The organism is Planococcus dechangensis, assembly GCF_042654465.1.
GTDB classification, from domain to species: Bacteria; Bacillota; Bacilli; order Bacillales_A; family Planococcaceae; genus Planococcus; species Planococcus dechangensis.
Genome location: NZ_JBHSGL010000006.1, coordinates 47,206 through 65,196 on the forward strand (window position 1 = coordinate 47,206; position 17,991 = coordinate 65,196).

The following is a 17,991-nucleotide window of genomic DNA, read 5'->3' on the forward strand; positions in this document are numbered from 1 at the left end:
CGCCCCTACTGTCTGCGGTACAAATGGTTATTTCACAACTTCGCCAGTATAGCGAAGCTGCGAAAGAATGTCAATATTTTATTTAACTGCTACTTTTGCAGGGTCTACTTTAACAGCAGGTCCCATTGTAGTCGTTACGTTTAGTGATTTCATGTACGTCCCTTTAGCAGAAGATGGCTTCGCTTTTTGGACCACGTCATAAATTGTACGCAAGTTTTCAGCAAGTTTTTCATCTTCGAAAGATACTTTGCCGATTGGAGCATGGATGATGCCGGCTTTATCAGCACGGTATTCCACTTTACCAGCTTTGATTTCTTGAACAGCTTTAGTTACATCAAATGTAACAGTGCCTGTTTTCGGGTTTGGCATCAAGCCTTTTGGCCCAAGAACGCGTCCAAGTTTACCAACTTCGCCCATCATGTCCGGAGTTGCGACGATAACATCGAAATCGAACCAGCCTTGTTGGATTTTTTGGATATATTCAGCGTCGCCGACAAAGTCTGCACCCGCCGCTTCAGCTTCTTTCAATTTTTCGCCCTTAGCGAAAACCAAAACGCTTTGCGTTTTACCAGTTCCGTTTGGAAGCACTACTGCCCCACGGATTTGCTGGTCGTTTTTACGCGTGTCGATTCCAAGACGGAAAGCGACTTCTACAGTAGCATCAAAGTTGACTGTGCTTGCTTTTTTCGCAAGTTCAATCGCTTCTTTTGCTTCGTAGAATTTCGTGCGGTCGATCAATTTTGCTGCTTCTTGCAGCTTTTTGCCTGTTTTAGCCATTTTAAACGTCCTCCTTGTTGTGGTCTAACGGATTGAACCTCCCACGATTAAGGGCTGCGCTGTTCGCGTTGAACTGCGCAACCCATCCAAAAACAACTTCTTGTAATTAGTCTTCGATCGTAATGCCCATGCTGCGAGCAGTACCTTCAACCATCAACATTGCAGCTTCTACTGAAGCGGCATTTAGATCTGGCATTTTAGTTTCTGCGATTTCGCGAACTTGATCGCGTTTCACAGTCGCTACTTTATTGCGGTTAGGTTCACCTGAACCTGACTCGATACCTGCTGCTTTCTTTAGAAGAACTGCAGCTGGCGGAGTTTTCGTAATGAATGTAAATGAACGGTCTTCAAATACCGAAATCTCAACCGGAATAATAAGTCCTGCTTGCTCAGCAGTACGCGCGTTGAATTCTTTACAGAAGCCCATGATGTTCACGCCTGCTTGACCTAATGCCGGTCCTACTGGCGGCGCTGGGTTAGCTTTTGCTGCAGGGATCTGCAATTTTACGACTTTAACTACTTTTTTAGCCACGAAACACACCTCCTTAAGTCCGTGATGTGGTAATAGGGTTGCCCCTCCCACTCATATCTGTCCGTCAACTTGAATTTTCGTTGATAGAATTAATTGGTTTGTACAGATGCTGCACTTTGGCAGTCTGACCTATGAAATGATACCACCATTGCAAAAAAATAGCAAGGGCACATTCTATACTTTTTGAACCTGTTCGAAATCGAGCTCCATTTTCGTTTCGCGCCCGAAAATGTCGATCGACACTTTGACTTTGCCTTTGGTGTCGTCGATTTCTTCCACTTTGCCCTGGAAATTGGCGAATGGCCCTTCCATTACTTCGACCGTGTCGGCGACTGCAAAATCGATGTCCACTTTGCGGCCGGTCATGCCCATTTGCTTAAGGATGAAATCGACTTCCTCTTCCAACAGCGGCGTCGGTTTCGCTCCCCCGCCCGATGAACCGATAAAGCCGGTCACACCTGGCGTGTTGCGGACAACATACCAGGACTCATCCGTCATGATCAATTCAACGAGCACGTAACCTGGGAAGGTTTTGCGCATAACTGTGCGCTTTTTGCCGTCTTTGAAATCTGTTTCTTGTTCTTCAGGGATAATGACGCGGAAAATCAAATCTTCCATTCCCATTGTTTCTACGCGTTTTTCCAGGTTGGCTTTCACCTTGTTTTCGTAACCGGAATACGTATGGACTACATACCAATTTTTCTCCATAATCAAGCGGACTTAGCGTCCATCCCTCCTTTTTTTCCAAATGAAAAAACCCGTTCCATGGAATGACGGGCTATTTTTATGCGTTATTCTGATGACTTACAGTGCCAGGAACCAACGGAACAATTCCGAGATGCCAGCATCGACTACTGCGAAGAAAAGAGCCATGAAGATGACCGTAGACAAGACGACGATCGTGTAGCGCGTCAGCTCTTTGCGCTTTGGCCAGCTGACTTTTCTCATCTCCGAAAAGACATTTTTAAAGAATTCGCCAATGTTACCCATTATCGTAAAAACCTCCGAATTTCAAAGTCACTCTATATATCGCCCGGCATTTAAAGCAAGATCATTTTGTTTGTTTATGCACGGTATGCTCGTTGCAATGAGCACAAAATTTTTTGAGTTCCAAACGTGTGCTTGAATCCGCTTTCGCGGGAACCGTGTAATTACGGGATGCACATTTCGAGCAGCTCAATGCGATTTTTTTAGCCATTTTCTCTCACCTTGCTCTATTTTACAGCTTTTTCAAGAGTATCATCATAAAAACATGATGTCAATAGTCCTCAGGAGGTCCGGCTTTCGCTCGCTTGCAGATGGCGCTCAAGTTTGCGCTTGACTCGCTGCAGCGCATTATCAATCGACTTCACATGGCGTTCGAGCTTTTCGGAAATTTCCTGGTACGACTGCCCATCAAGATAGAGCGTCAACACTTCGCGTTCGAGCTCGCTCAGCACTTCGTCCATTTTGCCTTCCATATAGCGGAATTCCTCGTTATGGATCATCAACTCTTCAGGATCATCAGCGCCGCTCCCAGCAAGCACATCCATCAAGGTACGGTCTGATTCTTCGTCATAGATCGGCTTATCGAGCGAGACGTAGGAATTCAGCGGAATGTGCTTTTGGCGAGTAGCGGTTTTGATCGCCGTAATGATTTGGCGGACGATGCACAGTTCCGCGAATGCACGGAACGATGACAGCTTATCGCTTTTGAAATCGCGTATCGCTTTATATAAGCCGATCATCCCTTCTTGGATGATATCTTCTTTATCAGCGCCGATCAGGAAATAAGACCGGGCTTTCATCCGTACAAACGGGCGAAACTTCGTAATGAGAAAATCCAACGCTTCCGTATTGCCACTATGGACAACAGCGACAAGTTCTTCATCTGACATTTCAGTAAAGCTCCGGTTTCGAACTTGCTCATGATTTTCCACGGGTGATCCCTCCGATTGGGTGAGCCTCGATATTTCCAGTATACAGGAAGAAAAATTTGAGCGTCAACCGTTCATTTGAGACCTCGGCGCCATTTTTCGAAAATTTCCGCTACTTCGCCTTCGAGCTGAATCTTTGAAAGCGAGCGCTGCTCTTGTATCTCTCGCACTTTCTTGGCGATGCGATCATCGATCTCTTCCATTTCAACTTCCAGTTCACGAGCGGAAATTCTTAGAGCTCCTTTGGCAAAAATGACCCATTGTTCGGTCAAATCGGAGGTCGCGACATAAATTTGGTCGCGCCGGTTATTAAGGCTGATCGCCAGTTTCTCGATCCGCTCATCCGCCGTTTCGTTGCCGCGGGTGAAAATCACTTCAACATCGCTGCGCAGATTTTTCGCTTCGATGCCTGGTACTAAATGGGCGTCGAAGACGACGATGACCCGCCATCCTGTAAAGCCCCGGTACTCGGCCATCCGTTCGATGAGCCGGTCCCTCGCATCCGCCAGTCGTTCTTTCTTCAGCGCCTTCAGCTCTGCCCAATCGCCAATGATGTTATAGCCGTCCACCAGCAAAATGTTCATGGCGTCACCCGAGCGGATGGCGCTTGCGATAGACTTCGTACATCAACAAGCTCGCCGCCACCGACGCGTTCAAGGATGTCACATGGCCGACCATCGGCAATTGATAAAGGAAATCGCATTTCTCGCGCAAGATGCGGCTCATGCCCTTGCCTTCGCTGCCGATAATGACCGCAAGCGGCAAAGTCGCATCCATCCGCCGGTAATCGACCGATTCTTTAGCATCAGTGCCGGCGATCCAGACACCGCGTTTTTTCAATTCATCGACCGTTTGCGACAAGTTATTAACACGCACAACCGGCACGTGTTCAATTGCCCCGGTTGATGATTTGGCTACAACACCGGTCAAACCGACCGCGCGTCGCTGCGGGATGATCAAGCCGTGTACGCCGATGGCATCTGCCGTCCGCATGATGGATCCCAAATTATGCGGGTCTTCGAGTTCGTCCAAGATGAGGAAAAACGGGTCTTCCTGCTTTTCTTTGGCTTTTTCGAATAATTCTTCAAGCTCTGCGTAACGATATGCAGCGACTGCCGCCGCAATTCCTTGATGGTTGGTATCCGTCAAGCCGTCGATTTTCTTTTTCGGTACGAATTGCACGAGCACTTTCTGCTCTTTCGCCAGCGTCAATAATTCGGCGATGCCTTTTTTCTGGACGCCTTCTGCGATCCAGATTTTGTTGATGTCGCGCTTGGCGCGCAACGCTTCTACCACCGGATTTTTACCCCCGATGATTTCTGGTGTTTCCTCAGTCATTTGATCACTCCTCTCGGCTCTTCGGCAATGGTGATTGCATAATCGATCAATTCATCCAGCCGCTCCTGCTCTTCTTTTAAATATAACCATCCAAGCACTGCCTCAAAAGCGGTGCTGAAATTATAGGTCTGGACATCGGTATTTCTTGGCACTGAACCGGATTTCGCGTTGCGTCCGCGGCGCATGATGGCCAGTTCCGTTTCCGTCAAGACCCCTTCTTCGACAAAGCGCTTCAAGACGAAAGCTTGGGCTTTGGCCGAAACAAACGCCGTCGACAAACGATGCAGCGTGTTGGGCCGCACCCGCCCGGCTTTCAATAAATGGGCACGCACTGCAGTCTCATACACCGCATCTCCCATGTAAGCCAGTGCCAGTGCATTCAATTGGTCAACATCTTGTTTTCGCAACACCATATGCATTAGCCCCGCTTCCAGCGCGTGCCTTGCGCTGTGTCTTCCAAAATGATGCCTTGGTCTTTCAAGTGGTCGCGGATTTCATCCGAACGTGCGAAATCGCGATTTTTGCGCGCATCGATGCGTTCCTGCAATAAAGCTTCGATTTCCTCATCCAATAGTTCCGCCTGGGCAAAAGGCAAGCCGAGCAATGCCGCAAGCTCATCAAACGTATCGATCAATGACGTGAGCACCGCTTCGGTCGTTTGCTTTTCGAGCAGATAGGTATTGGCCAGCTTCGACAGGTCGAACAGCTTGGAGATGGCATTTGCTGTATTGAAATCATCATCCATCGCTTCGATAAATTGTTTTTTGATGGCCGCGATTTTCGACAGCCAAATATCATCGTGGTCACCAAGGTCCGCTGAGTTCTCCAAGCGGTGCTTGACGTTGCTGTATGCTGTGCGAATCCGCTCCATGCCCGCCTGTGCATCTTCCACCAAGTGTTTGGAGTAATTGATCGGATGGCGATAATGAACCGATAGCATAAACAGACGCAACACTTGCGGGTCAAGTTCTTTCAAAATATCGTTGACCAGCACGAAATTATTCAATGACTTCGACATTTTTTCATTCTCAATATTGATATACCCGTTATGCATCCAATAACGCGCAAATGGCTTACCGGTATAAGCTTCCGATTGGGCAATTTCATTTTCATGATGCGGGAATGTCAGGTCTTGCCCGCCGGCGTGGATATCGATCGTATCACCCAGGTGCTCACGCGCCATGACCGAGCATTCGATGTGCCAGCCCGGGCGCCCTTGACCCCACGGGCTGTCCCATGAAATCTCGTTCGGTTTCGCTGCTTTCCAAAGGACGAAATCGAGCGCATCCTGCTTTTTGTCGCCCGATTCGATGCGCGCACCGATTTTCAATTCGTCGACCGATTGATGGGACAGCTTCCCGTATCCGTCGAATTTTCGCGTCCGGTAATAGACGTCTCCTTGCGATTCGTAAGCATACCCCTTATTAATGAGAGCCTCAATGAATTCGACAATCTGCGGCATGTGGCCGGTAACCCGTGGATGGACGTCCGCTTCTGCACAGCCGAGCGCTTTCGTGTTATCGAAATAAGCTTTGATGAAGCGTTCCGCAATTTCCGGCACTTCTTCGCCGAGCTCATTTGCCGCTTTGATTAGCTTGTCATCGACATCAGTGAAATTCGAGACATATTTGACGTCATAACCCCGGTATTCCAAATAACGGCGCACCGTATCATAGACAATGACCGGACGTGCGTTGCCGATATGGATATAGTTGTAGACGGTCGGGCCGCATACGTACATTTTGACTTTGCCTTCTTCAAGCGGCACGAACGGTTCTTTCTGACGTGTTAACGAATTAAAAATTTGTATGCTCATAACGGTTTCCCTTCTTTCTGACGCTCTTCAGCTTGTTTTAATTGGTCGAGTTCCCGCTGCAAGGCAGCGATTTTCATTTCCATGCCCTCGCATTTGTCCATCACCGGATCTGGCATGTTTTGATGGTTCAAATCGGGCTTTCTGACTTTGACGCCGTCTTGGATGACGACTTTCCCTGGAATACCGACAACCGTCGAGTTTGGCGGGACATCTTTCAAGACGACCGAACCGGCACCCACTTTGGAGTTTTCACCGACTGTAATCGAACCGAGCACTTTCGCCCCGGTGGCAACCAGTACGTGATCGCCGAGCGTCGGATGACGCTTGCCGCGTTCTTTGCCGGTGCCCCCGAGTGTCACGCCTTGGTAAAGCGTCACATCGTCCCCGATTTCACATGTTTCGCCGATCACTACACCCATGCCGTGATCGATGAACAAACGGCGGCCGATGACTGCACCCGGATGGATTTCAATACCGGTGAAAAAGCGGCTGATCTGTGAAATCGCACGCGCAATGAAAAATAATTTTTTCTTGAAAAAGAAATGCGCCAAGCGATGGCCCCAAATGGCATGCAAGCCCGAATAGGTGAGCACGACTTCCAAATAGCTACGGGCAGCCGGGTCTTGTTCAAAAACAACATCAATATCTTCTTTCAATAACTTCCACATTCGGATCGCTCCTTTCTATTCCAATACAAAAAGCGCCCCCGTCAATTGCTTGACAGAGACGCTTCGCTGCGCGGTTCCACTCTGATTAAAAGGGTTCAGCCCTTTTCTCTCGAAAGCCTTTAACGCAGGCAAACGTCTGGTCTACTCGATTCGACTCAGCACTCGGAGAGGCATTTCAGGAATGCAGCGGCCCGGGTCACTTACAGCCAGTGATGACCCTCTCTGTGGAGCATGCTTTCCTTACTTGTTCCCGTCAACGTTTTGGTAATTGGTAAATTCATTGTACACGCTTCATTCGATAAGTCAAAACTTTATGCCCCTGCATATTGGGCAACGCGTGCGATCGCTTTGTCTTTTCCTAAAAGCGAAATGGCATCCGGCAATTCCGGGCCGTGTGTCTGTCCAGTTGTGACAACGCGTATCGGCATGAAGAGGTTCTTGCCTTTATGGCCGGTCGCTTTTTGCACCGCTTTGATTGCCGCTTTGATTTCAGTCGGCTCGAACGCTTCTAGAGACGCCAACTGCTCTTTAAAAGCAGCCATCACTTCCGGCACCTGCTCGCCGCTCAATACGTCTTTTTCCGCTTCGCCATATTGCAAGTCGTCAGTGAAGAACAGATCCGACAACTCGACGATTTCTGCACCAAAGCTCAATTGATCATGGTACAAGGCGATCAATTTTTCAGCCCACTGTGCTTGCTCTTCGTTCAAGTCTTCTGGCAACTTGCCTGCTTGCTGCAAATGCGGCAAGGCGAGCCCGACGACTTCTTCAAGCGACATTTGCTTGATGTATTGGTTGTTCATCCACGTCAGTTTTTGCTTATCGAACATCGACGGCGATTTCGACAAACGCTCGGTGTCGAAAATGCGGATCAGTTCTTCTTTCGAGAAGATCTCTTCTTCGCCTTCTGGGGACCAGCCGAGCAGCGCGAAGAAGTTAAACAGCGCTTCCGGAATATAACCAAGGTCTTTGTACTGGGAAATGAACTGGATGATCGACTCATCGCGCTTCGATAGCTTCTTGCGTTCTTCATTGACGATCAAGGTCATATGTCCGTAAGTTGGATGCTCCCAGCCGAATGCATCATAAACCATTTGCTGTTTCGGCGTGTTCGACAAATGCTCTTCACCGCGGAACACGTGGGTGATCTTCATCAAATGATCGTCGATGACCACTGCAAAGTTATAAGTTGGAATGCCGTTCGTCTTGACAACGACCCAGTCGCCAACGTCTTTTGATTCAAATGAGATATCGCCGCGGACCATGTCATCGAATTTATACGTGACATCAGCCGGCACTTTCATGCGGAGAGAATAGGTCTCCCCAGCTGCCTCTTTTTCAGCGACTTGTTCCGCCGTCAAATTGCGGCATGTACCGCTGTACTGAGGTGCTGCAACACCTGATGCGCGCTGGGCTTCGCGTTCTTTTTCCAGCGTATCCGGTGTACAGAAGCATTTATAGATATCGCCTTTTTCCAATAGCTTATCGGAATATTCCTTGTAAATATCAAGACGCTCCATCTGGCGGTAAGGGCCATATTCGCCACCGACGTCAATCGATTCATCGTGCTCGATGCCGAGCCATTTCAAGTTATCGAGCTGGGACATGATACCTGTTTCAATATTGCGGGCAGTATCGGTGTCTTCGATGCGGACGATGAATTTGCCGTTCATATGGCGTGCATATAAATAGTTGAATAGCGCTGTGCGGGCACCGCCGATATGTAGATGTCCAGTCGGGCTCGGTGCATAGCGTACGCGTACTTCTTGTGTCATTTCGGTTTCCTCCTAAAATTGCCTTAATCCTGTAGTTATTCTATCATTCCGGAACGTCGAGCGAAAGCGGGCGCTGATTCAAGAGGATGACCGCAAGCGCCGCGATCCCCTCTTCGCGTCCAGTAAATCCGAGATGTTCGGACGTTGTCGCTTTGACGTTCACTTGTGAAATATCTGCTTCCAAAAGCTCGGCAATCGATGCACGCATCCCTTCAATGTACGGTGCGAGTTTTGGCTTTTGCGCTATGACGGTACAATCGACATTGCCAAGCTCATATCCCTGTTCTTTCACGTATTGCCAAATATGCGTCAATAATTTCCGTGAATCAGCATCCTTGAATTCAGGATCGGTATCCGGAAAATGCTTGCCAATATCTCCCCCGCCGATCGCACCGAGTGCTGCATCGGTGATTGTGTGCAATAATACATCCGCATCCGAATGACCGAGCAGACCCCGATCGTGTTCAATTTCAATACCGCCTAAAATGAACGGCCGGCCTTCCGCCAATTGATGCACATCATATCCTTGTCCAATTCGTATCATGATTGTTCCTCCTGTAATCGACTCGCCAGAATCGCTTGTCCGTAAATTAAATCATCCGGCGTCGTCATTTTAACGTTCTCGTACGTGCTTTCAACGACCTGCACAGGGTGCCCTGTCCGTTCGACGAGCATTGCTTCGTCTGTCCCTAGAAACGCCTCTGCTTGCGCCAGCTGCGCCGCTTGTAACAACAACTCATAGCGGAACGCTTGCGGCGTCTGGATCATCCATAGACTGGATCGGTCCACCGTTTCCGTGATGAGCCCGCCCTGCACTTTTTTGATCGTATCTTTTACCGGCACCCCGGCAATGGCAGCACCAGACTGATTTGCTTGTTCCACCAATTCCGTGATGACCGACGGGCTGATAAACGGGCGTGCCGCATCGTGCACGAGTACAACCTCGCACGGCCCCGCCATTTCAAGGCCCGCTCGCACGCTATCTTGACGCTCCGCTCCGCCTATCGCGTAGCCTTTCACCTTTTTTATTTCATAGCGCTCGACATACTCCTCGATCAGCTGGCGTTCGCCATCTTTGACCGCCAGCCACATACCCTCGCAATTCGGATCGCGGTCGAACACTTCCAGTGTATAAATGAAAATCGGTTTGCCGGAGAGTTCGAGTAATAATTTATTGCGATCGGCTTTCATCCGCTTCCCGCTGCCAGCAGCAGGCAATACGACTGTATAATTCATAACAGACATCCTTTATTTTTTTGATCCGTTTTTCTTCGTAGGCAGCCCTTTCGGCTTGGCAAAAATCATGCGTCCAGCAGAGGTCTGCAGTACGCTTGTCACCGTCACATCAATCGCATCCCCGATATGGCCTTTGCCTTCTTCGATGACAATCATCGTGCCATCATCCAAATACGCCACACCTTGATTTTGCTCTTTGCCGTCCTTGATGACGACAACATGCATGTCTTCACCCGGGATGACCACTGGTTTTACCGCATTGGCGAGGTCATTAATATTCAATACCGGAACATTATGAAGTTCACACACTTTGTTCAAATTAAAATCATTGGTCACGACCTTGCCGCCCATCTTCTGGGCTGCCCGCATCAGTTTCATATCAACTTCTGCTGTCTCGCCGAAATCCTCTTCAGTGATCGTGATGGCACCTAAACGCTCTGTCTGCAGGCGCTTTAAAATATCAAGCCCCCGCCTGCCGCGTGTGCGCTTCAAAGTATCCGACGAATCGGCAATATGCTGAAGCTCTGCAATGACAAATTGCGGCACGACAAACGTTCCTTCCATAAATCCGGTTTCTGAAATATCGGCAATCCGGCCATCGATGATGACACTCGTATCGAGCAATTTATACGCCGGTTTTTCCACCTGTTCATCGTCTGACTTTTTGCCATTCGCCATTCTCACAGGCGTCAGCATGCCGGTCAATTCATCCCGCTTTTGGAACCCTACTTGGAACCCCAAATATCCGAGCACTACCGACAAAATGATCGGAGCGATTGTTGCCACAAGCGGAACATCGATCGTGTTCAACGCAAAACCGATTAAAAATGCTACGACTAAGCCGATAATCATTCCAATTGTCCCAAACAATAAATCGGCCGTTGGGGCATGGAGCAATTTGCCTTCCATCCATTTCATAAATTGAACAAGCGAATCGACGAACAATAGCGACAGCACATAAAAAATCGCAGCACCGATAATTGCGGCTACATACGGGTTGTTGATCCATGGATTAGTTGTGATCGAAATGAGTTCAAAAGCATAAGGCAAAAATAAAATACCAACCGTAGCACCAATTAACAAAAACAACAGCTGAATAATTCTCCGAAGCATCTATTGCACCTCCTTCTCCTTGATAGTATACACGTTTTAATTATGAAACTCTCTGCATAACCTTGCTTCTCGATGATAGAAAAAAGAGGCATCACTGCCCCTTTTATTGTTGCGGGAATAATTCCTTCAGCGCCTCGTTAATAGTTTCCACACCAACGACACGGATTCCTTCCGGATAATCCCAACCGCCCATATTCGATTTCGGGATGATAGCACGTTTAAAGCCCAATTTCGCCGCTTCTTGCACGCGTTGTTCAATCCGCGAGACTCGGCGAACTTCGCCCGTCAACCCGACTTCCCCGATGATGCAGTCATCTACTTTTGGCGCAATATCCCGGAAACTCGACACAATGCTTGCGAGCACGGCGAGATCGATTGCCGGCTCATCCAGTTTTACGCCGCCAGCGACTTTAATATATGCATCTTGCGCTTGCAGCATCAACCCGACACGCTTTTCAAGCACAGCCATTAGCAGCGAGATGCGGTTTTGGTCTATTCCCGTCGCCATGCGCTTCGGATAATTAAAACTAGACGGTGTCACCAGCGCCTGGATTTCCACTAGAATCGGCCGCGTTCCTTCCATTGAGGCTACAACTGTCGACCCCGCCGTACCGCTTGACCGTTCCTGCAAAAACAGCTCCGATGGATTCAGTACTTCTTTCAATCCGCCTTGCAACATTTCAAAAATCGCAATTTCATTCGTTGAACCAAAACGGTTTTTAACGCTGCGCAAAATCCGGTACGTATGGTGACGTTCGCCTTCAAAATACAGCACGGTATCCACCATATGCTCCAAAATACGTGGACCTGCGATCTGTCCTTCCTTCGTCACATGCCCGACCAGGAAAATCGCGATATTTTTCGTTTTCGCGACGCGCATCAATTCCGCTGTACTCTCGCGCACCTGCGTCACACTACCCGGCGCAGAGGCCACTTCCGGGTGATGCACCGTCTGGATGGAATCGATAATGACAAAATCTGGCTCCACTTCCTCGATTGCATGGTGAATCAGTTCCAAATTAGTTTCCGCAAAAATTAACAAATCCCCAGACAAGGCCTCTAGCCGCTCCGCCCGCATCTTCGTTTGGCGAATCGATTCTTCCCCAGAAATATACAGCACCTTTTTACCGGCTTTTGCGAGCAGCGCCGAAACTTGCAGCAGCAAAGTCGACTTCCCGATTCCTGGATCCCCGCCGATCAGAACGAGCGATCCTGCAACAATACCGCCGCCGAGCACACGGTTGAGTTCTTCCATCTCCGTTTTTGTGCGTGGCTCGTCCTGTGTTTGAATGGCATTGATCGGCGTCACTTTTTGGGCTGCCTGCGGTGAGCTATGCTGAAAAGCACCTCTTGTACCTTTCGGTGCAGCGACTTCGGTTTCTTCTGTCATCGTATTCCACGCGGCACAGCCCGGACATTTCCCCATCCATTTCGCTGACTCATAGCCACAAGATTGGCAGATGAATTTCACTTTTTTCTTGGCCATAATTACCTCCTGTATTCAATAGAAAAAGCCCGCCGGAGACATATCCGGCGGGCTGGATAGTGTTACGATTTCTCTGCGGCGCCTTCTTTCATACGGACGACAAACTCATCATCCTGTACGTCGAAAACAATGCGCTGCCCCGCAATTGCCGTGCCTTTCAGCACTTCTTCAGACAAGCGGTCTTCGACATGTTTTTGAAGAGAGCGGCGCAAAGGACGTGCTCCGTATTCCGGATCATACCCCTCTTTAGCGATTTTATCAAGCGCTGCTTCTGTCAACTCCAAATCGATGTCCTGTTCTTTCAAACGTCCCACCAATTGCTGTGTCATCAGTTCGACAATCTTGCGCAAATCTTTCTTCTCGAGAGAGTGGAAGACAATCATATCATCGACGCGGTTCAAGAACTCGGGACGGAATGCTTTCTTCAATTCCGCAAGCATCTTGCCCTTCATGTCTTTATAATCCGTCTTCGCATCTTCTAAATTGAATCCAACATATTTATTGTATTTCAATTCCTGTGCCCCGACGTTCGACGTCATGATGATCACCGTATTGCGGAAATCGACGCGGCGCCCTTTAGAATCAGTCAAATGGCCATCTTCAAGCACTTGCAAGAGGATGTTGAAAACTTCAGGGTGGGCTTTCTCGATTTCATCGAGCAAGACAACTGAATATGGTTTTCTGCGGACTTTCTCCGTCAGTTGGCCGCCTTCTTCGTAGCCTACATAGCCTGGAGGGGAACCAACAAGACGAGAAGTCGTGTGGCGCTCCATGTACTCGGACATATCGATGCGAATCATCGCATCTTCATCACCGAACATCGATTCCGCCAAAGCTTTCGCAAGCTCGGTTTTCCCGACACCCGTTGGCCCAAGGAAAATGAACGAGCCGATTGGGCGCTTCGGATCTTTCAATCCGGCGCGTGCACGGCGAATCGCTTTGGAAATGGAAGTCACCGCTTCATCTTGTCCGATGACACGGCTATGGAGAATCTCTTCCAGGTTAAGCAATTTATCGGATTCCGTCTGCGCCAATCTTGATACCGGTACACCCGTCCACATCGAGACGACTTTCGCGATATCTTCGACTGTCACTTCGGATTCTTCTTTGCCTTGTTTTTCTTTCCATTCTTTTTTCGTCTGATCCAGTTCATCTTTCAACTTCTGCTCTGCATCGCGAAGTGACGCTGCTTTTTCGAACTCTTGACTCTGCACCGCTTCGTTCTTCTCAGAACGCGCCGCTTCGAGACGTGCTTCTAGCTCTTTTAAGTCTGGCGGAGTCGTATACGAACGCAAACGCACTTTCGAACCGGCCTCATCGATCAAATCGATTGCTTTATCCGGCAAGAAACGGTCGGAAATGTAGCGGTCAGACATTTTAGCTGCCGCAACGATCGCTTCGTCGGTAATTTTCACACGGTGATGCGCCTCATAGCGGTCACGCAAACCTTTAATGATCTCGATTGACTCCTCAACCGTCGGCTCATTCACTTGTATCGGTTGGAAACGACGCTCCAGCGCAGCATCTTTTTCAATATACTTACGGTATTCATCTAAAGTTGTAGCGCCGATGCACTGCAATTCGCCACGAGCAAGTGACGGCTTCAAGATATTCGAAGCATCAATCGCCCCTTCAGCTCCACCAGCTCCGATCAGTGTATGGAGTTCGTCGATAAAGAGGATCACGTTTCCGGCTTGGCGGATTTCATCCATCACTTTTTTCAAACGATCTTCGAATTCACCGCGGTATTTTGTACCCGCAACAACAGTACCCATATCGAGCACCATAACGCGTTTGTCGCGCAAGGTTTCTGGAATTTCGTTATTGACGATTTGCTGAGCAAGCCCCTCCGCAATCGCCGTTTTACCGACACCAGGTTCCCCGATCAATACTGGGTTATTCTTCGTTCTGCGGCTTAAAACTTCAATTACACGCGTAATTTCATCGCTTCGCCCAATGACCGGGTCTAGACTGCCTTCACGTGCCACTTGCGTCAAATCGCGTGCCAAGCCGTCCAATGTCGGTGTATTCGCTGACGCATTCGGGCTCGTACCAGTCGATGCCTGTTCGTTGCTGCCAAGTAGCTGCAGCACTTGCTGGCGTGCTTTATTCAAGCTGACGCCTGCATTTCCGAGCACACGTGCAGCGACACCTTCTCCTTCGCGGATAAGCGCGAGCAGCAAATGCTCTGTGCCGATATAAGAATGGCCAAGCTTACGGGATTCATCGACAGATAGCTCGATCACTTTCTTAGCACGCGGTGTATAATGAACGATTGGACCAACATCTTTCTCGCCTACACCTACAAGTTCTTTGACGCCGTCTTCGATCAATTGTGTATTCACTTCAATAGCTTCCAATGCTTTTGCGGCAATTCCACCGCCTTCACGAATCAAACCGAGCAGGATATGCTCAGTCCCGATTGATTCATGCTTCATGCGGATAGCCTCTTCTTGAGCTAATTGAAGAACTTTTTGTGCGCGTTGTGTAAATCTGTTGAACATCATGCAAAATCCTCTCCTTTTGTATTTATCCCGTTGTCGGTTAAGCGCGCCCGGAACAACTCTGCCCGGGCTGCGTCTCGTTCACTCGCTTCTAATGGCCGTCCTGCATACTGCTGCAAAAACGCGGGCTGCATAAAGACCATCAATTCATTCAAAATCGACATGTCTACATCTGTAATCATCGCTAAGTCAATGCCAAGCCGAACATCCGACAAGCGCGTTGCAGCTTCTTCCGTGTTCAATAGCCGTGCATGCATTAGAACTCCGAGAGACCGGTAGACCCGATCTTCCAAAAGAAGAGGAGAGTTCGCTTTTAAAGCTTCGCGTGCACGCCTCTCCTGTTCAATGATTTGGTCTGTCATATTTTGCAAATCCTGCAAAATTTCATACTCAGACTTCCCTAACGTAACTTGATTGGAAATCTGATATACGTTGCCGAGCGCTTCACTGCCTTCACCATAGATTCCCCGGACAACCATACCCAGACGGGATATAGCTGGGATGATGCGGTTAATTTGATGGGACATGGTCAAGGCCGGCAAATGAAGCATAACCGATGCCCGCATGCCAGTGCCTGTATTGGTAGGACAGCTCGTCAAATAGCCGAATTTTTCGTGGAATGCATAAGATAAATGTTCCTCCAAGAGAGAATCCATCTTATTGGCGATTTGATAAGCTTCTTGTAAATGGAATCCTGATTGCAAACTTTGAATACGCATATGATCTTCTTCATTAATCATGACACTAAGCTCTTCATCATCCGACAATAATACTGCACTCGAATGTTGGCTATTCGCCAAATATGGGCTGATCAAATGCTTTTCTACCAAAACCTCACGCTGTAATTCATTCAATTCATCAATACTGATATGGGTAAACCCATAACCCGACTCTTTACCCTTATCTACCAAAACAGAAGAAACTGCTTTATCAACCCTTAGCGCTTCGTCTTCAGAGAAAGCATAAGGGAATTTAAAATCGTTTAAATTACGTGCCAACCGGATTCGGGTACTCATTGCAATGTCGACATTTTCGCCGTTATTCGCCATCCAGCTGCTGGCACGTGGTTGAAGGAAACGGTCAATTGCCATTGCTCCCACCCCCTTCAAGCTTAGCATTTAAAATTTTCACTTCGTCCCGCAAGCTAGCAGCTTCTTCAAAATCCTCTTCTTGGATTGCATACTGCATTTGCTTACGCAATTCTTCAATTTCCTTTTTTATCTTTAACGTCGTTCCATAAGAAGCAGGAATCTTCCCTGTATGTTCAGTATTCCCATTTTGGACTCTTTTTAAAATCTCTGTCAATTGGGGCGAGAAAGTATCGTAACATTCTGCGCAGCCAAATTTCCCAAGACTTAAAAACCTTTGAAAAGTAAATCCGCAAGTCGAACAAGTGGGCGCTTCCTTCTTTACCGGACTAACCGCAGCTTTCTGCTTAGGAAACCAATTGGCCAATAAGTTATGAATGGCCATCGGATCTTGATCAAAAGAAAAATTAATACTATGGCTTTCTGCTGCACAAACATGACATAAATGCTTTTCAGTTATATGACCTTGAGCGTTTTGTTTTACAATAACCGTCGCAGGCCGTTCTCCGCATTGTTCACAAATCACTTGATCACCCCTTGCCCATTCGACTGATATTGGAGAGTAAATAACATTGCTATCAGAATTCTAGCCCTGACTTCATCACGTACTGGAAGTGGCAATAGGAGTGTCGAACGATCGACAGCACTCAAGATCAACTTAGCCTCCCGTCGCGTAATCATTTCTTCATCTAAAAGCCTGAAAACAATATCTTCTGCCATTGTCTGAGAAGCACCTTCTTCAAGACGTTCGACAATTTGAGCGATTAAATCCGCTTTTTTATGAAGACGCACTTTCTTAATCCGAATATATCCGCCGCCTCCACGCTTACTTTCCACCAAGTATCCTCGATCTAACGTAAACCGCGTGTTAATAACATAATTAATTTGCGAAGGAACACATTGAAATTTTTCAGCTACTTCACTTCGTTTAATTTCAATATGATCCTTATCGCTTATTTCGATAATCTCTTTTAAATAACCTTCAATAATGTCTGAAATATTCCGCATGGCTTTCACCTCTTCAGCGTGTAAATGCGCAAATGACTGACTTTGACTATATTTGACTTAATTATACATAAGCATTTTACGGATATCAAATAGTTAGATTGCGATAAAAAAAGTCTCGGAAACAAAATCCCGAGACAATTATTCTTGATCCATTATTCTTTTCATGAAGTCTTTAGTATGACTTGATACAGAGCGTGTTTTTTCTTCCACGTATTTTGTTTTCCACCTAGTACCATCCTGCCATACTTCCACTACGTCACCTTTGTTTACGTCATGTGTGAATTCTGCAATCGGATACGTATATTGCTCAGTAGAATCATTTAAAGAAATTAATAATGCTGTTCTTTTATCAAGCGTCTTTATTTTGTATAAGCCTGCTTTCATGATTTTCACCTCGTTTCTTTTTTCCCTCTATATCTAATTTTCAATCCTTTTTCTTTATTTCAATACAAAAAGCCGCTACCGATAAACGGTAACGACTTCTTTTTGTGTGCCCAGCGACGTCCTACTCTCACAGGGGGAGACCCCCAACTACCATCGGCGCAAAAGAGCTTAACTTCCGTGTTCGGGATGGGAACGGGTGTGGCCTCTTTGCCATCGTCACTAGACTCTTTGAGCTTGTTCGCTCAAAACTGGATAAATCGACATTGTGAAACGCAATCAAACTATGGTTAAGTCCTCGATCGATTAGTATTCGTCAGCTGCACGTGTCGCCACGCTTCCACCCCGAACCT

Annotated in this window: 21 protein-coding genes, 1 rRNA gene and 2 other annotated features (1 of these 24 only partly in view); all 22 genes read right to left on the bottom strand. The window is 47.8% G+C overall.

Going from position 1 to position 17,991, the window contains the following annotated elements; genetic code table 11:
- Positions 1–36, bottom strand: a sequence feature (ribosomal protein L10 leader region); it reaches 115 nt to the left of the window's first position.
- A 42-nt stretch (positions 37–78) separates the two neighbouring features.
- The gene (gene rplA / locus ACFO5U_RS13035; RefSeq protein WP_377279552.1) at positions 79–777 is read right to left on the bottom strand and encodes a 50S ribosomal protein L1; all 699 of its coding nucleotides are present in this window, start codon (positions 775–777) and stop codon (positions 79–81) included.
- A 106-nt stretch (positions 778–883) separates the two neighbouring features.
- A complete protein-coding gene (rplK, locus tag ACFO5U_RS13040; RefSeq protein WP_058382184.1) occupies positions 884–1,309 on the bottom strand; it encodes a 50S ribosomal protein L11 in 426 nt (141 codons plus the stop codon).
- A 174-nt stretch (positions 1,310–1,483) separates the two neighbouring features.
- Complete coding sequence (gene nusG / locus ACFO5U_RS13045) at positions 1,484–2,017, bottom strand: transcription termination/antitermination protein NusG (RefSeq protein ID WP_377279571.1); 534 nt, start codon at positions 2,015–2,017, stop codon at positions 1,484–1,486.
- A 96-nt stretch (positions 2,018–2,113) separates the two neighbouring features.
- On the bottom strand, positions 2,114–2,299 hold the full coding sequence (secE, locus tag ACFO5U_RS13050; RefSeq protein ID WP_377279553.1) for a preprotein translocase subunit SecE: 186 nt from the start codon (positions 2,297–2,299) through the stop codon (positions 2,114–2,116).
- 61 nt (positions 2,300–2,360) lie between these two features.
- Positions 2,361–2,507, bottom strand: coding sequence for a 50S ribosomal protein L33 (gene rpmG / locus ACFO5U_RS13055; protein WP_377279554.1), 147 nt, complete (start codon positions 2,505–2,507; stop codon positions 2,361–2,363).
- A gap of 70 nt (positions 2,508–2,577) precedes the next feature.
- Entirely contained in the window at positions 2,578–3,228 is a 651-nt protein-coding gene (gene sigH, locus ACFO5U_RS13060) for an RNA polymerase sporulation sigma factor SigH (protein WP_377279555.1), read from the bottom strand.
- Positions 3,229–3,299: 71 nt separating this feature from the next.
- Complete coding sequence (locus ACFO5U_RS13065; protein ID WP_377279556.1) at positions 3,300–3,809, bottom strand: NYN domain-containing protein; 510 nt, start codon at positions 3,807–3,809, stop codon at positions 3,300–3,302.
- Between the two features lie 4 nt (positions 3,810–3,813).
- Entirely contained in the window at positions 3,814–4,563 is a 750-nt protein-coding gene (rlmB, locus tag ACFO5U_RS13070; RefSeq protein WP_377279557.1) for a 23S rRNA (guanosine(2251)-2'-O)-methyltransferase RlmB, read from the bottom strand.
- Positions 4,560–4,976: a Mini-ribonuclease 3 gene (locus ACFO5U_RS13075; protein ID WP_377279558.1), complete on the bottom strand. Its 417-nt coding sequence runs from the start codon at positions 4,974–4,976 to the stop codon at positions 4,560–4,562. The genes rlmB and ACFO5U_RS13075 overlap by 4 nt, the downstream gene beginning before the upstream one ends.
- Before the next feature lie 5 nt (positions 4,977–4,981).
- Complete coding sequence (gene cysS, locus ACFO5U_RS13080) at positions 4,982–6,379, bottom strand: cysteine--tRNA ligase (RefSeq protein ID WP_377279559.1); 1,398 nt, start codon at positions 6,377–6,379, stop codon at positions 4,982–4,984.
- Entirely contained in the window at positions 6,376–7,047 is a 672-nt protein-coding gene (gene epsC, locus ACFO5U_RS13085; RefSeq protein WP_377279560.1) for a serine O-acetyltransferase EpsC, read from the bottom strand. Before epsC ends, cysS begins: the two co-directional genes overlap by 4 nt.
- Positions 7,048–7,098: 51 nt before the next feature.
- Positions 7,099–7,313: a binding site (T-box leader), on the bottom strand.
- Positions 7,314–7,358: 45 nt separating this feature from the next.
- Positions 7,359–8,822 carry a glutamate--tRNA ligase gene (gene gltX, locus ACFO5U_RS13090; protein WP_377279561.1) on the bottom strand — a complete coding sequence of 488 codons (1,464 nt, stop codon included), beginning with the start codon at positions 8,820–8,822 and terminating at the stop codon, positions 7,359–7,361.
- Positions 8,823–8,865: 43 nt separating this feature from the next.
- Entirely contained in the window at positions 8,866–9,366 is a 501-nt protein-coding gene (gene ispF, locus ACFO5U_RS13095) for a 2-C-methyl-D-erythritol 2,4-cyclodiphosphate synthase (RefSeq protein WP_377279562.1), read from the bottom strand.
- Entirely contained in the window at positions 9,363–10,058 is a 696-nt protein-coding gene (gene ispD, locus ACFO5U_RS13100) for a 2-C-methyl-D-erythritol 4-phosphate cytidylyltransferase (RefSeq protein WP_377279563.1), read from the bottom strand. Before ispD ends, ispF begins: the two co-directional genes overlap by 4 nt.
- A gap of 12 nt (positions 10,059–10,070) precedes the next feature.
- Complete coding sequence (locus ACFO5U_RS13105) at positions 10,071–11,171, bottom strand: PIN/TRAM domain-containing protein (RefSeq protein WP_377279564.1); 1,101 nt, start codon at positions 11,169–11,171, stop codon at positions 10,071–10,073.
- 103 nt (positions 11,172–11,274) lie between these two features.
- On the bottom strand, positions 11,275–12,657 hold the full coding sequence (radA, locus tag ACFO5U_RS13110; protein WP_377279565.1) for a DNA repair protein RadA: 1,383 nt from the start codon (positions 12,655–12,657) through the stop codon (positions 11,275–11,277).
- Positions 12,658–12,719: 62 nt separating this feature from the next.
- Positions 12,720–15,164 (bottom strand): ATP-dependent Clp protease ATP-binding subunit, encoded by a 2,445-nt coding sequence (locus tag ACFO5U_RS13115; protein WP_377279566.1) that lies wholly within the window; start codon positions 15,162–15,164, stop codon positions 12,720–12,722.
- The gene (locus tag ACFO5U_RS13120) at positions 15,161–16,252 is read right to left on the bottom strand and encodes a protein arginine kinase (protein ID WP_377279567.1); all 1,092 of its coding nucleotides are present in this window, start codon (positions 16,250–16,252) and stop codon (positions 15,161–15,163) included. Before ACFO5U_RS13120 ends, ACFO5U_RS13115 begins: the two co-directional genes overlap by 4 nt.
- The gene (locus ACFO5U_RS13125) at positions 16,242–16,775 is read right to left on the bottom strand and encodes a UvrB/UvrC motif-containing protein (RefSeq protein ID WP_377279568.1); all 534 of its coding nucleotides are present in this window, start codon (positions 16,773–16,775) and stop codon (positions 16,242–16,244) included. Before ACFO5U_RS13125 ends, ACFO5U_RS13120 begins: the two co-directional genes overlap by 11 nt.
- Positions 16,772–17,257 (bottom strand): CtsR family transcriptional regulator, encoded by a 486-nt coding sequence (locus ACFO5U_RS13130; protein ID WP_377279569.1) that lies wholly within the window; start codon positions 17,255–17,257, stop codon positions 16,772–16,774. The genes ACFO5U_RS13125 and ACFO5U_RS13130 overlap by 4 nt, the downstream gene beginning before the upstream one ends.
- A gap of 138 nt (positions 17,258–17,395) precedes the next feature.
- Complete coding sequence (locus ACFO5U_RS13135) at positions 17,396–17,641, bottom strand: hypothetical protein (protein WP_377279570.1); 246 nt, start codon at positions 17,639–17,641, stop codon at positions 17,396–17,398.
- Positions 17,642–17,749: 108 nt separating this feature from the next.
- A 5S ribosomal RNA gene (gene rrf, locus ACFO5U_RS13140) occupies positions 17,750–17,865 on the bottom strand.
- Positions 17,866–17,991: the final 126 nt, after the last annotated feature.

What these genes read in the sequence shown, in the direction of transcription:
- rplA (WP_377279552.1), bottom strand. Translation starts at nt 777, where the DNA reads ATGGCTAAAACAGGCAAAAAGCTGCAAGAAGCAGCAAAATTGATCGAC.
- nusG (WP_377279571.1), bottom strand. Translation starts at nt 2,017, where the DNA reads ATGGAGAAAAATTGGTATGTAGTCCATACGTATTCCGGTTACGAAAAC.
- secE (WP_377279553.1), bottom strand. Translation starts at nt 2,299, where the DNA reads ATGGGTAACATTGGCGAATTCTTTAAAAATGTCTTTTCGGAGATGAGA.
- rpmG (WP_377279554.1), bottom strand. Translation starts at nt 2,507, where the DNA reads ATGGCTAAAAAAATCGCATTGAGCTGCTCGAAATGTGCATCCCGTAAT.
- ACFO5U_RS13065 (WP_377279556.1), bottom strand. Translation starts at nt 3,809, where the DNA reads ATGAACATTTTGCTGGTGGACGGCTATAACATCATTGGCGATTGGGCA.
- rlmB (WP_377279557.1), bottom strand. Translation starts at nt 4,563, where the DNA reads ATGACTGAGGAAACACCAGAAATCATCGGGGGTAAAAATCCGGTGGTA.
- ACFO5U_RS13075 (WP_377279558.1), bottom strand. Translation starts at nt 4,976, where the DNA reads ATGGTGTTGCGAAAACAAGATGTTGACCAATTGAATGCACTGGCACTG.
- cysS (WP_377279559.1), bottom strand. Translation starts at nt 6,379, where the DNA reads ATGAGCATACAAATTTTTAATTCGTTAACACGTCAGAAAGAACCGTTC.
- epsC (WP_377279560.1), bottom strand. Translation starts at nt 7,047, where the DNA reads ATGTGGAAGTTATTGAAAGAAGATATTGATGTTGTTTTTGAACAAGAC.
- gltX (WP_377279561.1), bottom strand. Translation starts at nt 8,822, where the DNA reads ATGACACAAGAAGTACGCGTACGCTATGCACCGAGCCCGACTGGACAT.
- ispF (WP_377279562.1), bottom strand. Translation starts at nt 9,366, where the DNA reads ATGATACGAATTGGACAAGGATATGATGTGCATCAATTGGCGGAAGGC.
- ispD (WP_377279563.1), bottom strand. Translation starts at nt 10,058, where the DNA reads ATGAATTATACAGTCGTATTGCCTGCTGCTGGCAGCGGGAAGCGGATG.
- ACFO5U_RS13105 (WP_377279564.1), bottom strand. Translation starts at nt 11,171, where the DNA reads ATGCTTCGGAGAATTATTCAGCTGTTGTTTTTGTTAATTGGTGCTACG.
- radA (WP_377279565.1), bottom strand. Translation starts at nt 12,657, where the DNA reads ATGGCCAAGAAAAAAGTGAAATTCATCTGCCAATCTTGTGGCTATGAG.
- ACFO5U_RS13115 (WP_377279566.1), bottom strand. Translation starts at nt 15,164, where the DNA reads ATGATGTTCAACAGATTTACACAACGCGCACAAAAAGTTCTTCAATTA.
- ACFO5U_RS13120 (WP_377279567.1), bottom strand. Translation starts at nt 16,252, where the DNA reads ATGGCAATTGACCGTTTCCTTCAACCACGTGCCAGCAGCTGGATGGCG.
- ACFO5U_RS13130 (WP_377279569.1), bottom strand. Translation starts at nt 17,257, where the DNA reads ATGCGGAATATTTCAGACATTATTGAAGGTTATTTAAAAGAGATTATC.
- ACFO5U_RS13135 (WP_377279570.1), bottom strand. Translation starts at nt 17,641, where the DNA reads ATGAAAGCAGGCTTATACAAAATAAAGACGCTTGATAAAAGAACAGCA.